Here is a 14,427-nt window from a genome sequence, read left to right as displayed (position 1 = left end):
GCTGATCCTGCTGATCCTGCTGGACTGCTTATTCTGTGACGGTGGCGTGATTCTGGTACGACTCGATCAGGCGCTCGAAACCGCGCTGCGCCCGCTCGATGCTGCCCGGCACGCGCAGGAAGCGCGCGTCGTGATGCAGGGCCAAAATCAGGCCATACATTTCATACACCATCTGCTGCGCGTCGGTGCCGGCCTTCAGGTCGCCGGAAGCGATCGACTGCTGCACGCTGCGCAGCAAGGCGCCCTGCCAGGCTTGCACCATGGCCACCAGCGACTCGCGGATCGGGCCCGGACGGTCGTCATACTCGACGGCGCCACTGATATAGATGCAGCCCGAGGCGATTTCCACGCTGACCCGCTTGACCCAGCGCGCAAACATCGATTGCAGGCGGGCGATGCCGCGCGGCTCTTTCATGCTCGGAAAAAACACTTCCTGCTCGAAACGATGGTGGTAGAGCTTGAGCACTTCCATCTGCAAGTCTTCGCGCGAGCCGAAATGGGCGAACACGCCCGATTTGCTCATGTTCATCTTGTCGGCCAGCAGCCCGATGGTCAGCCCTTCCAGGCCGTCGCGGCTGGACAAGTCCAGCGCCACGTCGAGGATGGCGGCCCGCGTCAGTTCGCCCTTGCGCATGAATTTGACTGAAGTATTCAAAATTACCGTTCTTAATGTGATGTGGCCAGACTGGTGGATTTTGTCGTCGCGGCAAAAAAAAGCACGCCATGAAAAAATCCGAACGCTCGTACTATTATCCAGTGCGCCGCAAAAGTCAAACACGAAATTTAGAGCGGACGTTCTATTGATGCGATGCAACAATTCCTGGCCGGCTTGTCACGGCCAGGAAACGGCGTATTGAGGCAACTCAGGAGAGGTCGCCGGCCTTGCTCAGTTGACGGCGGTCGCGCTTGGTCGGCCGCCCTTTGATGGTGCTGCCCGGCTCGCGGAACAGTTTGCGTTCTTCCTGGGCCTGCTCGCGGCGCGCGATGCTGGCCGGCGTTTCCGCATACAGCAGGCGCGCCACGGGCGCCGCGCCGCGCTTGTCGGACAGGCCCAGCACTTCCACTTCCCACGTATCGGCGCCATTGTCGATGAACAATTCATCGCCGATGCGCAGGCCGCGCGCCGGTTTCACGCGCTCGCCGCCCACTTTGACTTTACCGGTATCGACGGCCTCGCTGGCCAGGGTGCGCGTCTTGAAAAAACGCGCCGCCCACAGCCATTTGTCGATACGCAGATTGCTCATCTCGCTCATGCGTATTTCCCTACTGAAAAGATGCGCATCACCAGGCGGTAACTCCAGAACGCCAGCTCATAGCCGATGCGCTGCACGCGGCCGATATGCTTGAAGTCGTCCTGGTGGATCACCTTGCCGTCGGCAATGCCCTGTTCTATATGCTGGCGCAAGGCCTGGGCGAACGCCACGTCCTTGATCACCACATTGGCTTCCTGGTTCAAAAACAGGCTGAGCGCGTCGATATTGCTCGAGCCCACGGTGGCCCAGTCATCGTCGACCACCGCCACCTTGGCATGCAGCTGCGTCTTGCGGTATTCGACGATTTTCACGCCGGCCGCCAGCAGCTTAGGGTAAAACGAATGCGCGACGGCATCTTGCAGCTTGAACTCGCCCACGCCGATCAGCAGCACCACGTCCACCCCGCGCTGGGCGGCGCGCGCCAGCGCCCGGCGCAGCTTGTGGCCGGGTGCAAAATACGGGTTGGCCAGCATCACGCTCTTGCGCGCCTGGCCCAGCGCCTGCAGATAGGCGCGCTGAATGGTGCGGCGGTTGCGCAGGTTGTCGCGCACGACAAAGCCGGCCACCACCGGGTTCTTCGCCAGTTCCTTGCCGACCACCCGCATCTTGCGGTACAGCTTGATGCGGCGCACCAGGTTCATCTTGCCCAGGCGCGCCCACTGCGCCTGCGCTTCCATATGGATGGCGTCGACCAGCGGCCCTTTCACCTGCACCGCGAAATCCCAGCGCGGCGCTTCCAGGCTGATATTGTGGTCGTAGTCGCAAAACATGTCGTCATTGATATTGATGCCGCCCACCAGCGCCACCTCGTAATCGACCACGCAGATCTTCCGGTGCGTGCGCGTGACGCCGCGCAAGAACCACGGGTTGAACACGCGGTGATGCACGCCCGCCGCTTCCAGCTGGGCATGCATGGCGTTGACCCTGCGCCGGCCGGTGCCGAACCAGTCGGTAATCATGCAGACCATGACGCCGCGCGCGGCCGCCCGCTTCAGGGCGTCGAGCACCAGGGTGCCGGTGGCGTCGTCGGCAAAGATATAGGTCTCGAAATAGACCTCTTTCTTTGCATTGTCGATGGCGCCGATCAGGGCGGGAAAGTAGTCGGTGCCGCAATACAGCAGCTGGATGTCGTTATGGGCGGTATAGTGGACTGAACGCATGCGCAACTCTAGGCCAGTTTCAAGGCGGCAACGATCGGCGCATGGTCCGACAGTTTTGCCCACAAGGTGCCATGCATCACTTGCGCCCCTTCCACCTGGAAGCCGCGCACATAGATGCGGTCGAGCCGGAACCATGGCAAGGCGGCGGGAAAGGTGCGCGCCGGCACCGGCACGGGCGGACGGGCCTGGCGCCGCGCCAGGGTGCGCACCAGGTCGCCCAGGGCCGAATTGGAGGCGCGCTGGTCGAACACTTCCACCACGCCCAGCGCATTCCTCAGCTTGTCGCTGAGGGTGTTGCGCCAGTCGTTGAAGTCGCCGGCGATGATCACCGGCTCGCCATTCGGCGCCGAGGCCATCACGGCGTCGATCAGGGCCTGCGTCTGACGGCCCCGTCCCGATTCGAACAAGCCCAGGTGCACCACATAGCAGTGCACGTCGGCCTGCGGCGTTTGCAGTACGCAATGCAGGATGCCGCGCTGTTCATACGCATGGTCGGACACGTCATGGTTGACCTGGGAGCCGATCGGGTACCGGCTGAGCAAGGCGTTGCCATGGTGGCCATGGTCGTACACGGCATTCATGCCGTAGGCCGTATGGTGCTCGGGGCCGGCAAAGAATTCATGCTGCGACGCTTCCGGCCAATGCTTGTGGCCATGCGCTTCGGCGCCATAGCGGGCCGCATTGCGGTCGTGCTTGCCCTGTACCTCCTGCAGGAACACGACATCGGCATCGAACAGGGCGATCGCCTGCTTGAGGGCATGCACGCGGGGCAGCCCGCGCACGGAGGACACACCCTTGTGGATATTATAAGTTGCTACGCGGATTTTCATGCATTGATTCTACTCCGAGACAGGCGCGCCGCGCTGCATTCAACGGTGCGTGCGCGCACCTAAAGCGGAAGTTGGATCAGGCCAGCATGCGCCCCACGCCAGCCGTCACGCTGACCAACAAGGCCGTGATGGCGGCCGCCCACACGATCTTGACCAGCAGCGGCGCGCCGCGCCAGGCGACGGTGCGTTTGCCCACGGCAAATGCGCCCGGATGCAGCAGCCAGCCGATCGCCACCAGCGGCAAGCCGATCGGCGGCGTGCGGTCCGGCGGATTAAAGCGGAACAGGGCCAGGATCACGCAAATGCAGAACGCAATGCCCAGCGCGCCCAGCAGCTTTTGTTGCATCGTCAAATAATTCCAGTTCAGCATCAGGTACTTTCTTGTGGCGCCTGGCCCGGATTCAACCCCGTGATGGCTGGCAGTTGCAGAATCGCTTCCGCATTGGAAGAAGAAAAACACTGGTCGGCCGCCGCCAGATACGGCAGCCATGTATAGCGCAGGTGTTCGCGCGGATTGACAGTCACCACGCAGTCGCGCGGCACGCGCACGCTGAACACGTGTTCCGTATTGTGGACCACGCCGGGTGCATAGCGATGGCGCCAGACCGGATAAATCTCATACACATTCGACAGTTGCCAATCGAGCAGCGCGATCTGCTGGCCGTCGGCGACGATGCCGGTCTCTTCGAACAGCTCGCGCGTGGCCGCCTGCAACAGCGGTTCGTCGACGGCGTCGATCGAACCGGTCACCGATTGCCAGAAGCCGGGCTGCCCCGCGCGCTCGATCAGCAGCACGTCGAGGTCGGCCGTATGGATGACGACCAGCACGGAAACGGGAATTTTATAAGTCATGGCAATAATGAAAAAGGGGTCAGACCCTTGGGACTCGGCGTCCCCGTCTGACCCCAGCCCTCAACGGGTCAGGCTTTGCTTTAGACTACTTTAGGATCGGCGCTGCGCAAACGGATATGCAGTTCGCGCAGTTGCTTCTCGTCCACTTCCGACGGCGCGTGGGTCAGCAAGTCTTGCGCGCGCTGGGTTTTCGGGAAGGCGATCACGTCGCGGATCGATTCGGAACCGGTCATCATGGTCACGATACGGTCCAGGCCGAATGCCAGGCCGCCATGCGGTGGCGCGCCATATTGCAGGGCGTCGAGCAGGAAGCCGAATTTCAGCTGCGCTTCCTCGGCATCGATCTTCAGCGCGCGGAACACTTTCGACTGCACTTCTTCGCGGTGGATACGGATCGAACCGCCGCCCAGTTCCCAGCCGTTCAGGACCATGTCGTAGGCCTTGGCGATGCAGGCGCCCGGATCGCTTTCCAGCATGTCTTCATGGCCGTCTTTCGGCGCCGTGAACGGATGGTGGGTGGCGGTCCAGCGGTCCGCTTCTTCGTCGTGTTCGAACATCGGGAAGTCGACCACCCACAATGGCTTCCACACGTCGTCGAACAGGCCGGCTTTCTTGCCGAATTCGCTGTGGCCGATTTTCACGCGCAGCGCGCCGATGGCGTCGTTGACGACTTTCGCCTTGTCGGCGCCGAAGAAGATCAGGTCGCCGTCTTGCGCGCCGGTCTGCTCGAGGATCGTGGCCAGCACGTCGGCCGGCAGGAACTTGACGATCGGCGACTGCAGGCCTTCAGGACCCTTGGCTTTCTCGTTGACCTTGATGTAGGCCAGGCCCTTGGCGCCGTAGATGGCGACGAACTGGGTGTAGGCGTCGATTTCCGAACGCGGCATGGTGCCGCCGCCCGGTACGCGCAAGGCCACCACGCGGCCGCCCTTCATGTTGGCGGCGCCGTTGAAGACCTTGAACTCGACCGATTTCATGATCTCGGTCAGGTCGGTGAAGGCCAGCTTGACGCGCATGTCCGGCTTGTCGGAACCGTACAGGCCCATCGCTTCGGCAAAGTCCATCACCGGGAACGGGTTCGGCAGGTCGATGTTCAGGGTGTTCTTGAACACCACGCGGATCATGTCTTCGAACAGGTCGCGGATTTCCTGTTCCGTCAGGAACGAGGTTTCGCAGTCGATCTGGGTGAATTCAGGCTGGCGGTCGGCGCGCAGGTCTTCGTCGCGGAAGCACTTGGTGATCTGGTAGTAACGGTCGAAGTTGGCGACCATCAACAGCTGCTTGAACAGCTGCGGCGACTGCGGCAGCGCGAAGAAGCTGCCGGCGTTGACACGCGACGGCACCAGGTAGTCGCGCGCGCCTTCCGGGGTCGACTTGGTCAGCATCGGCGTTTCGATGTCGATGAAGCCCAGGTTGTCGAGGTACTTGCGCACTTCCATCGTCACCTTGTAGCGCAGGCGCAGGTTGTTCTGCATTTGCGGGCGGCGCAGGTCCAGCACGCGGTGCGTCAAACGCGTGGTTTCCGACAGGTTGTCGTCGTCCAGCTGGAACGGTACCGGCACGGAAGGGTTCAGCACTTCCAGTTCGGAGCACACCACTTCGATCTTGCCCGATTTCAGGTTGTTGTTGATGGTGCCGTCGATACGGTTGGTCACCACGCCCGTCACGCGCAGGCAGAATTCATTGCGCACGGCTTCGGCGACCTTGAACATCTCGGCTTGTTCCGGGTTGCAGACGATCTGCACCAGGCCTTCGCGGTCGCGCAGGTCGATGAAGATCAGGCTGCCGTGGTCACGGCGGCGATGTACCCAGCCGCACAGGCTGACGGTTTGGCCCAGCATGGCTTCGGTGACGAGGCCGCAATATTCAGTACGCATAGACATAAAAATTCTCAGTTCAGGTTAGTGAGTGTTCGATCCGGCCACGCCCCACGTGGAGCGCCTGCCTTTATTCTTTGGCTGCCGGCACCGTTACCGGGGCAGCGACAGCGGCAACTTCCGCGGGCGCCACCACGCCCATCGAGACAATGTACTTGAGCGCCGCGTCGACGCTCATGTCGAGCTCGACCACATCGCTGCGTTTCATCATCAGGAAAAAGCCCGATGTGGGGTTGGGCGTCGTCGGCACATACACGCTGACATAATCGCCCACCAGGTGCCTGGCCGCATCGCCGCCCGGCACGCCCGTCAAAAAGGCGATGGTCCACGAGTTCTGGTGCGGATACGGCACCAGCACGGCCTTGCGGAACGCATTGCCCGACGAGGAAAACAGGGTGTCCGACACCTGCTTGACGCTCGAATACAGGGAATTGACGATGGGAATGCGTTGCAGCAGGCGCTCCCACAGTTTCACCACATAGTTGCCGACCAGGTTGTTGGTCAGCAAGCCAGTCAAAAACACGATCAATATGGTCAGTATCGTGCCCAGGCCGGGAATGTCAAAGCCGAACATCGATTGCGGGCGGAAACGTTGCGGCACCAGCAACAGCGACTGGTCCAGCGTGCCGATCACCAGGTTGAGTACCCAGACGGTGATCGCCAGCGGCACTAGAATCAGCAATCCGGTAATAAAGTATTTACGCATCGGTTTCTCGGTAAGGGCCACGGGCTGCGGCTTGCGCCACAGTTCTTCAGTCCGCTTTCGGCGCGGCGGCCGGCGCTGGCGTCGCTGCTGGCGTGGCCGCGGCGGGTGCGCTGTCGGCAGCCGGCTTGGCGCTCTCGGCAGGCCCGGTCGGGATGGCGGTGGTCGGCGCCGTGCCGCCACGGAAATCGGTGGCGTACCAGCCGGTGCCCTTCAACTGGAAACCGGCGGCGGTCAATTGTTTCTTGAAACTGGGCTTGCCGCAAGACAGGCACACCGTCAGCACGGGATCGGACATCTTTTGCAAGACATCCTTGGCAAAACCACACTCTTCACAGCGGTAAGCGTAAATCGGCATCAGAACTCCGCAAAAATCATCAAAAACCCTGAATTATAAAGCTTTTCCACGGCCCTTAGCAGAAATAGCCGGGGTGGCTTCAGCCAGGGCGACGGCGCCAGGCCATCCAGCGTTCCTTGCCGGCAAACACGGCAATCGAATCGTCGACGCTTTCATCGGCCAGGCAGTCGAAATGCGGCGCCAGCAATTCAAACAGCTGCTCGCGGGCGATGCCGAACGGCGGCCCCTTGCCATTGTCGTCAAAAAAGAAATAGCCGGCCAGCATGGCGCCCGGCGCCAGCAGCTGCGCCCAGCGCGCGGCCACCTGCGGCCACATGGCGCGCGGCATGGCGCACAGAAACGCGCGTTCATAGATCAGGTCCAGGGCGGCTACTGGCTGCCAGGCAAAGAAATCGGCCTGCTCCACATGTTCTGCCCGCTGGCCCAGCACGGCGCGGGCCGCGGCCACGGCGCCCGGCGAAAAGTCGATGGCGGTGGCCTTCCAGCCATGGTCGAGCATGAAGGCCAGCTCGTAGGCCGAGCCGCAGCCGGGAATCAGGCAGCGCAGCGGCGCCGGACTGCCGGCGACAAATTGCGCCAGGCGCTGCGGCACGCCACCCTGGTCCCACGGCGTGAATTGCTTGTCAAACCGCTCGTCCCAGAAGGCGGGCGAGAGCGGATCGCGGGTGTGAAAGTCAGCCATCACTCTCCTTTACAGGCGCTTAGAATGGCAGTTGATGCCAGCGCATGAACAGCTGGAAGCCCAGGGCGCCCAGCGCAAAGGCGCCGACGAAATACACGATAAAGCTCAGCAGGCGATTGGTTTGTCTTTGCTCCGCCAGCAAGGTTTTCATCAGCTCCACCTCGTTTTCGCGCGGCTCGCCGGCCACCGTCAAGGCCTGGTGCAGCAAGCGCGGCAGTTGCGGGAAGATATGCGCATAGCGTGGCGCCTCGGCGCGCATCCGTTCCATGAAGCCTTGCGGCCCCACCTGCTTGCTCATCCATTTTTCCAGATACGGCTTGGCCGTCTGCCACAGGTCCAGTTCCGGGTCCAGCTGGCGGCCCAGGCCTTCGATATTGAGCAGGGTCTTTTGCAACAGCACCAGTTGCGGCTGCACTTCCACGTTGAAGCGGCGCGAGGTCTGGAACAGCCGCAGCAGCACCTGGCCGAACGAGATATCTTTCAAGGGTCGGTCGAAGATCGGCTCGCAGCAGGCGCGCACGGCCGCTTCCAGTTCGTCGACGCGGGTTTCCTTGGGCGCCCAGCCCGATTCGATATGGGCCTCGGCCACGCGCTTGTAGTCGCGGCGGAAGAAGGCCAGGAAGTTTTGCGACAAGTAATCTTTATCGTAGTCGTTCAAGGTGCCGACGATGCCGAAGTCGAGCGCGATATAGCGGCCGAACGACTCGGGCGCGATCGACACGAGAATATTACCCGGGTGCATGTCCGCGTGGAAAAAGCCGTCGCGGAATACTTGCGTGAAGAAAATCTCGACGCCATCGGTGGACAGCTTGCGCAAGTCCACGCCGGCCGCCACCAGGCGGTCGATCTGCGAGACGGGGATGCCGTTCATGCGTTCCATCACGATCACGCTGCTGGAACAGTAATCCCAGTACATTTCCGGCACCAGCAGCAGGTTCGAATCGGCAAAGTTGCGGCGCAGCTGGCTGGCATTGGCCGCCTCGCGCATCAGGTCCAGCTCGTCGTGCAGGTATTTGTCGAACTCGCCCACCACTTCACGCGGCTTCAATCGCTTGCTGTCGGCCCACAGGCGGCTGGTCCATTCGGCGGCGATATGCATCAGCGCCACGTCTTCGTCGATCAGCTTTTTCATGCCCGGACGCAGCACTTTGACGGCCACTTCCTTGCCATTTTTTAATGTGGCAAAGTGCACCTGGGCAATCGAAGCGGAGGCCACCGGGTCGCGCTCGAAATGGGCGAATAGCTGGTCAGGGTGCGCGCCCAAGGACTTGGTGATCTGCGCGATCGCCAGGTCGGAGTCGAACGGCGGCACCCGGTCTTGCAGGTGGGCCAGTTCTTCGGCGATATCGGGCGGCATCAGGTCGCGCCGGGTCGACAGCACCTGGCCGAACTTGACGAAGATGGGGCCCAGCTCTTCCAGGGCCAGGCGCAGGCGCAGGCCGCGCGGCGAGGACAGGTCGCGCCAGAAGATGACGGTGTCGATCAGCTTGGCGGTACGCGGTACTTTCAAGCCAGAGATGGCGATTTCATCAAGACCGTATTTGATGGATACCCGGATGATTTTTAACAGGCGCAAAAATTTCAAGATCATGTAGACACATCCGGTGAAGGTGGCAAAGGCTGGACGGCGGCATGCGCCTTTTCCAGCCGGGCAAGGCGCTTGGCCAGGCGTTCGACGTCGTCGCGCACGCGCGTGACGCCGGCGGAATAGTCCGCCAGGTTGGCGGGACGGATCAGCAGTGGCTGTTCTTCCAGGAAATACTCGGCCACGTTTTCCGCCAGTTTTTGCTGGCCGGCACGGACAAAGTCCACCGCATCGCGGGCACCGGCGACCATGCGCGTGGCCAGTATCGGACCCAGCACTTTTTCCAGGTCGTGTTCGGCATCCCAGCGCAGACCCTTGCTCAGCTGCGAGATCGCATTGGCGAACTCGGCATCGCCCTCGATCTTCACATAGGAAAATGCGCGCTCGCGGTTTTGCGCAATCAAGGGCAAATCCGACAATTTCACGCGGATGGTGACATTGGCCGGCACATCAACAGGTGCGCGCTCCAGCATGCCGATGCCGTCGACCAGCAGGCGGATCGCCACGGCGCCCGTATCGATCACGGCCAGTTTGCCGGCATGCACGGCCAGTTGCTTGCGCGCCCACGGCTCCTGCGCCAGCAAGTGGTTGATGGTGGCCACGGCAGCCAGGCTGACGGCGGCCGTCGGGGAAAGATCTGGAACAGATGCAATCATATGCTTGCGCGCCAGGCGCGCCCTTAAAAAGAAAAGACCGCCCGAAATACCTGCGGGCGGTCTTGATCTTAACATTTCAGCAGGCCAATTCCGTCAAGCATCATGCATGGCGGCTGGACTTAAGCCCAACTTCAGCAAGTTTTTACACTTGCTGGATACCTGCCAGTACCCAGCCGGTGCTGCCACTGACCGGTTTCGACATATTCCACACTTCCGAGAACGGCTCGGCTGCAGCGCCTGGCGCCGAACGGATCTGGCCGATGAACTTCACGCTGGCCAGGTAATCGTTGACGCTGGTCTCGATGCCCAGCAACTCGGCGTCGATGGTGACCACGTCGGTGAAGTCCGCTTGCGCGCCCCGTTCCTGGATCTGCATGCGCAGCTCGGCATACACTTCGGGCGTGGTGAACTCGCGGATATCGTTGACGTCGGCCTTGTCCCAGGCGGCCTGCAGGCGAATGAAGTTGCTTTTCGCATGGCGCAAAAAGGCGGCTTGATCAAAATCGGCCGGCACGCCCCATTGTGCGGGAGCGACCGGCGCGGCAGGCTTGTCCAGGCCGACGCCGGACGACACCGGTTGCAGCGGCGGCAGCGGTGGAATGCGCGAACCGATCTCCGGCACATTGCCGGCCGGCGCAGGCGTATTGCCGCCAAAACCGGCAAACGGCGCCGGATTGCCATTGTTCTCGCGCTTGCCGCGCACCATGCGGTAGATGAAGTAAGCGGCACCGGCCAGCAAGGCCACCATCAGCAAGGTGCTGATCATGCTGGCCAGGGCGCCGCCCAAGCCGAAATGCGACAGCAGCGCGCCCAGGCCCAGGCCCAGCAAGGCGCCGCCCAGCAAACCCTTCCAGCGGCTAGGCGGTTTGGCGGCAGAGGCCGGCGCCGGCGCGGCAGGTGCCGGTTGGGCCTGGCGCTGTGCGGCCGCTGGCGCGGGGGCCGGCGCCGGTGCGGGCGCCTGGCGGCTCACGTTCTGCGACTGGCGTCCCATGGAACGGCCACCGCCCATGGGACGGGCCAGCGCCTCGCCCAGCATGGATACGGTGGTAGCGGCCAGCATCATGCCGACCATAAATTTTTTCAGTTTCATTTCATCTCCTAATTACCAACAAACAACTTACATCTTGATGCCGGTATGCAAAGCGGCTATGCCTGCCGTCAAATTGTAGTATTGCACGCGCTCGAGGCCCGCCGTTTCCATCATCGTCTTCAGGGTTTCCTGGTCCGGATGCATGCGGATCGATTCGGCCAGGTAGCGGTAGCTTTCCGCGTCGCCGGCAATCTTCTGCCCGAACCATGGCAGCACCGAGAACGAATACAGGTCGTACGGCTTTTGCAGCGGCGCCGCCACTTTCGAAAATTCCAGCACCAGCAGCTTGCCGCCCGGTTTCAGCACGCGGCGCATTTCCGCCAGTGCCACGTCCTTGTGCGTCATGTTGCGCAGGCCAAAGGCCACGCTGACACGGTCAAAATAGTTATCGGGGAACGGCAGTTTTTCCGCGTCACACAACATGGTGGGGGTCAACAGGCCGCGATTCAAGAGGCGGTCGCGGCCCACGCGCAACATCGACTCGTTGATATCGGTCAGCCAGACTTCACCGGTCGGGCCCGCCTGCTTGGCAAAGGCCTTGGACAGGTCGCCCGTGCCGCCGGCGATATCGAGCACCTTGAAGCCGGGGCGCACGCCCGCGTTGGCAATCGTAAACGTCTTCCACAAGCGATGCAGGCCGCCCGACATCAGGTCGTTCATCACGTCATATTTGGCAGCGACGGAGTGAAACACCTTGGCGACTTCGCGCACTTTATCGTCTTCTGCAACTGTTTTGTATCCGAAATGCGTCGTATTGGTCATGGTAGGCAGCCCTGTTGATTTGGCTGCATTATACAAGCGGCCAGCCCTTTACCGTACACACGCACCAGGCTGGCGTCAAGAGAAAGGCGTTTGCCTAATCGGCCTTTTCCACCGCGGCCGGCCAGTGGCGCCAGGTGAGGCCGGGGCCGATGCGGGCCGGAGCAAGCTCCGACTCGGGCGCCAGATGGCGGCCCATGTCGCGCTGGCGCAAGGTTTGCTCCAGAAAGGCCGTCACCACATGCTGGTTGATATTGTTGATGCGCGCGCTGTCCCAGGCGCTTTCCGCATACGCGGAAAAATCCTCGCGGTTGGCATACGCTGCCGGTGGCGGCGGATTGGGGGCGATATTGTGGCGCGCATTCTGGTAGGCCAGCAGGTAGCGCGGCGCATTGACGGCTTCCCGCGCCAGGCGCAGCACGCCGTCGTCAAAGCCGGCGATCGTGTCCTGCTCGCCGGCGATAAACAGCAGCGGCACCCGCAGGCCGGCCAGGGACGCACTGGTCCACAGCTGGCGCGCGCCGCCCCAGGGGGCGAATGCCACCACGGCGTGGATGCGCGGATCGGACGCGCGCGCCACAAAGGCGGTGGTGTCAGCCACGCCGAGCGGCTTGAGGGCGGCCAGGTCCACGCCGGCGCCGGCCGCCACCAGCGCGCCATAGCCGCCCATGGAATAGCCGAGCAGCGCGGTGTGATCGGCATCGACGGCGCCGGCCAGGAAATGGCCGCTGCCCGCCTGGCTCCAGCCGGCCACCGTGTCGAGGACAAAACCGTCGTCGAGCGGGCGGTTCAGCAAGGTGCTGGCAAAGCCGGCCCGGTCGGCGCGCGTCGATTCAAGATGATCGATGGCCACCACCACATAGCCTTTCGAGGCCAGGTTTTCGGTCAGGTAGCTCATCTGCAGGCGCGAGCCGGGATAGCCGTGCGAGACGATCAGCAGGGGAAACGCGCCCTTGACCGCGGCGGCGCCACGCGCGGCCCGTCCCGCAAACGTAAACGGCGTATTGGGCCGGGCCGGATTATTGGCGCCCGCACCCAGCACATCGGTGTAGACGACGGCTTCGCGCTCGCCGGCGGCCAGCTGCGCCGGATACCAGACTTCCAGCGTCAATGCGCGGTCATAACGTGGCGCCGGATTGGCCGCAGTGGCGCGCAGGATATCGAGCTGGCCGCGGTGCACGATCTGTTCGGTGCGCACGCCGACCTTGTAGGCACCGCGCGCGGCCAGCGCGGGCGCATCGGGCCGCGCGTCGCCGATCACCCAGTCGGCGGCGGCCGGCAGGCAAACCGCCAGCAGCGCCAGGGACAAGACCAGCTTAGGCATGCACCCTCCCCGGCTTGGCCAAGCCCAGATGACCACGCAAGGTACTGCCCGCATATTCGGTGCGGAACAGGCCGCGCCGCTGCAGTTCCGGCACCACGCCTTGCAGGAAATCGTCCAGACCTCCCGGCAGATGCGGTGACATGAAATTGAAACCGTCGGCTGCCTCTTGTTCGAACCACTGCTGCATCTGGTCGGCCACCGTCTGCGCGGTGCCGATCACCGTGAAGTGGCCGCGTCCGCCGGCGATCCGTTGATACAGCTGGCGGATGGTGAGGTTTTCGCCCTGCGCCAGGCTGGTCAGCAATTGCTGGCGGCTGCGCTGGCCATCGTTGGTCAGCGGCAGTTCGGGCAGCGGCCCGTCGATGTCGTAAGCGGACAAATCGAAATTGCCGATCATGCGGCCCAGCAGCGCCAGCCCCACCTCGGGCTGCACCAGTTCCTGCAATACGCCGAATTTATCCTGCGCCTCCGCTTCGCTACTCCCCACCACGGCAAACAGGCCCGGCATGATTTTCAACGAGTCCGGATCGCGCCCGATGGCTGCCACGCGCTGCTTGAGATCGCGGTAAAAGGCCTGCGCCGACGGCAGCGCCGGATGGGCCGTGAATACCACGTCGGCGGTGGCGGCGGCCAGCGCGCGGCCGGCCTCGGAACTGCCGGCCTGCACCACCACAGGATGACCCTGGGCGCTGCGCGCCACATTGAGCGGCCCAGCCACCGAAAAATGTTCGCCATGGTGATCGAGCCGGCGCACGCTGCCGGGCCGGTACAACTGCCCGTTGGCCTTGTCGTTGACGGCGGCGTCATCATCCCAGCCATTCCACAGGCCCGTCACGACATCGTAAAATTCACGCGCCCGCCCATAGCGCTCGGCATGGCCCACGTGTTGCTCGCGGCCGAAGTTCTGCGCCTCGATGGCGTTGTCCGAGGTGACGAGGTTCCAGCCGGCGCGGCCCTGCGAAATCGTATCGAGCGAGGCGAACTTGCGCGCCACGTGATACGGCTCGTTGTAGGTGGTGGTGGCCGTGCCGATCAGGCCGATATGCTCGGTGACGGCGGCCAGCGCCGACAACAAGGTCAAGGGTTCGAGCGCCGGCACGCCATTGGTCAGCGCCACGCTGTCGGCAAAAAAGACGGCGTCGAGGCAGGCTTTTTCGGCGGCCAGCACCTGGCGCTTGAAGACCTGGAACACATTGCCTTCGAGGTCGGTATCGGGATGGCGCCAGGCCGCCACATGGTGGCCGTGGCGCATCAGGAAAGCGCCGATGCTGAGCTGGCGTTTGGGGGTAGCAGCCATC

At 62.9% G+C, this 14,427-nt stretch carries 16 protein-coding genes; all 16 read right to left on the bottom strand.

The window, feature by feature from the left end:
- Positions 1-28: 28 nt before the first annotated feature.
- Entirely contained in the window at positions 29-634 is a 606-nt protein-coding gene (locus Q8L25_RS03870) for a TetR/AcrR family transcriptional regulator (protein WP_308925647.1), read from the bottom strand.
- 229 nt (positions 635-863) lie between these two features.
- Positions 864-1,253: an RNA-binding S4 domain-containing protein gene (locus Q8L25_RS03865; RefSeq protein ID WP_308923624.1), complete on the bottom strand. Its 390-nt coding sequence runs from the start codon at positions 1,251-1,253 to the stop codon at positions 864-866.
- Entirely contained in the window at positions 1,250-2,413 is a 1,164-nt protein-coding gene (gene clsB / locus Q8L25_RS03860; protein WP_308923623.1) for a cardiolipin synthase ClsB, read from the bottom strand. The genes Q8L25_RS03865 and clsB overlap by 4 nt, the downstream gene beginning before the upstream one ends.
- An 8-nt stretch (positions 2,414-2,421) precedes the next feature.
- Positions 2,422-3,243 carry an endonuclease/exonuclease/phosphatase family protein gene (locus Q8L25_RS03855; RefSeq protein WP_308923622.1) on the bottom strand — a complete coding sequence of 274 codons (822 nt, stop codon included), beginning with the start codon at positions 3,241-3,243 and terminating at the stop codon, positions 2,422-2,424.
- A gap of 76 nt (positions 3,244-3,319) precedes the next feature.
- Positions 3,320-3,613, bottom strand: a complete 294-nt coding sequence (locus tag Q8L25_RS03850) for a hypothetical protein (RefSeq protein ID WP_308923621.1) — start codon at positions 3,611-3,613, stop codon at positions 3,320-3,322.
- Entirely contained in the window at positions 3,613-4,095 is a 483-nt protein-coding gene (gene nudB / locus Q8L25_RS03845; RefSeq protein ID WP_308923620.1) for a dihydroneopterin triphosphate diphosphatase, read from the bottom strand. The genes Q8L25_RS03850 and nudB overlap by 1 nt, the downstream gene beginning before the upstream one ends.
- An 80-nt stretch (positions 4,096-4,175) precedes the next feature.
- Positions 4,176-5,972, bottom strand: a complete 1,797-nt coding sequence (gene aspS, locus Q8L25_RS03840; RefSeq protein ID WP_308925646.1) for an aspartate--tRNA ligase — start codon at positions 5,970-5,972, stop codon at positions 4,176-4,178.
- A gap of 70 nt (positions 5,973-6,042) precedes the next feature.
- Positions 6,043-6,678 (bottom strand): DUF502 domain-containing protein, encoded by a 636-nt coding sequence (locus Q8L25_RS03835; protein ID WP_308923619.1) that lies wholly within the window; start codon positions 6,676-6,678, stop codon positions 6,043-6,045.
- 46 nt (positions 6,679-6,724) lie between these two features.
- The gene (locus Q8L25_RS03830; protein ID WP_308923618.1) at positions 6,725-7,033 is read right to left on the bottom strand and encodes an FmdB family zinc ribbon protein; all 309 of its coding nucleotides are present in this window, start codon (positions 7,031-7,033) and stop codon (positions 6,725-6,727) included.
- 79 nt (positions 7,034-7,112) lie between these two features.
- Positions 7,113-7,715: a methyltransferase gene (locus Q8L25_RS03825; protein WP_308923617.1), complete on the bottom strand. Its 603-nt coding sequence runs from the start codon at positions 7,713-7,715 to the stop codon at positions 7,113-7,115.
- 19 nt (positions 7,716-7,734) lie between these two features.
- On the bottom strand, positions 7,735-9,306 hold the full coding sequence (ubiB, locus tag Q8L25_RS03820) for a ubiquinone biosynthesis regulatory protein kinase UbiB (RefSeq protein ID WP_308923616.1): 1,572 nt from the start codon (positions 9,304-9,306) through the stop codon (positions 7,735-7,737).
- A complete protein-coding gene (locus tag Q8L25_RS03815; protein ID WP_308923615.1) occupies positions 9,303-9,956 on the bottom strand; it encodes an SCP2 sterol-binding domain-containing protein in 654 nt (217 codons plus the stop codon). The genes ubiB and Q8L25_RS03815 overlap by 4 nt, the downstream gene beginning before the upstream one ends.
- A 142-nt stretch (positions 9,957-10,098) precedes the next feature.
- Positions 10,099-11,046: a Tim44-like domain-containing protein gene (locus tag Q8L25_RS03810; RefSeq protein WP_308923614.1), complete on the bottom strand. Its 948-nt coding sequence runs from the start codon at positions 11,044-11,046 to the stop codon at positions 10,099-10,101.
- Between the two features lie 27 nt (positions 11,047-11,073).
- On the bottom strand, positions 11,074-11,808 hold the full coding sequence (ubiE, locus tag Q8L25_RS03805; RefSeq protein ID WP_034778407.1) for a bifunctional demethylmenaquinone methyltransferase/2-methoxy-6-polyprenyl-1,4-benzoquinol methylase UbiE: 735 nt from the start codon (positions 11,806-11,808) through the stop codon (positions 11,074-11,076).
- A gap of 94 nt (positions 11,809-11,902) precedes the next feature.
- A complete protein-coding gene (locus Q8L25_RS03800) occupies positions 11,903-13,129 on the bottom strand; it encodes an alpha/beta fold hydrolase (protein ID WP_308923613.1) in 1,227 nt (408 codons plus the stop codon).
- Complete coding sequence (locus Q8L25_RS03795) at positions 13,122-14,426, bottom strand: LLM class flavin-dependent oxidoreductase (RefSeq protein ID WP_308923612.1); 1,305 nt, start codon at positions 14,424-14,426, stop codon at positions 13,122-13,124. Before Q8L25_RS03795 ends, Q8L25_RS03800 begins: the two co-directional genes overlap by 8 nt.
- Between the last annotated feature and the right edge of the window lies 1 nt (position 14,427).

The sequence above is a fragment of the Janthinobacterium sp. J1-1 genome, assembly GCF_030944405.1.
In the GTDB taxonomy this organism is placed as follows: Bacteria; Pseudomonadota; Gammaproteobacteria; order Burkholderiales; family Burkholderiaceae_D; genus Janthinobacterium.
The sequence above is the reverse complement of the archived record's forward strand: the minus strand, read 5'-3'. Positions and strand labels throughout refer to the sequence as shown.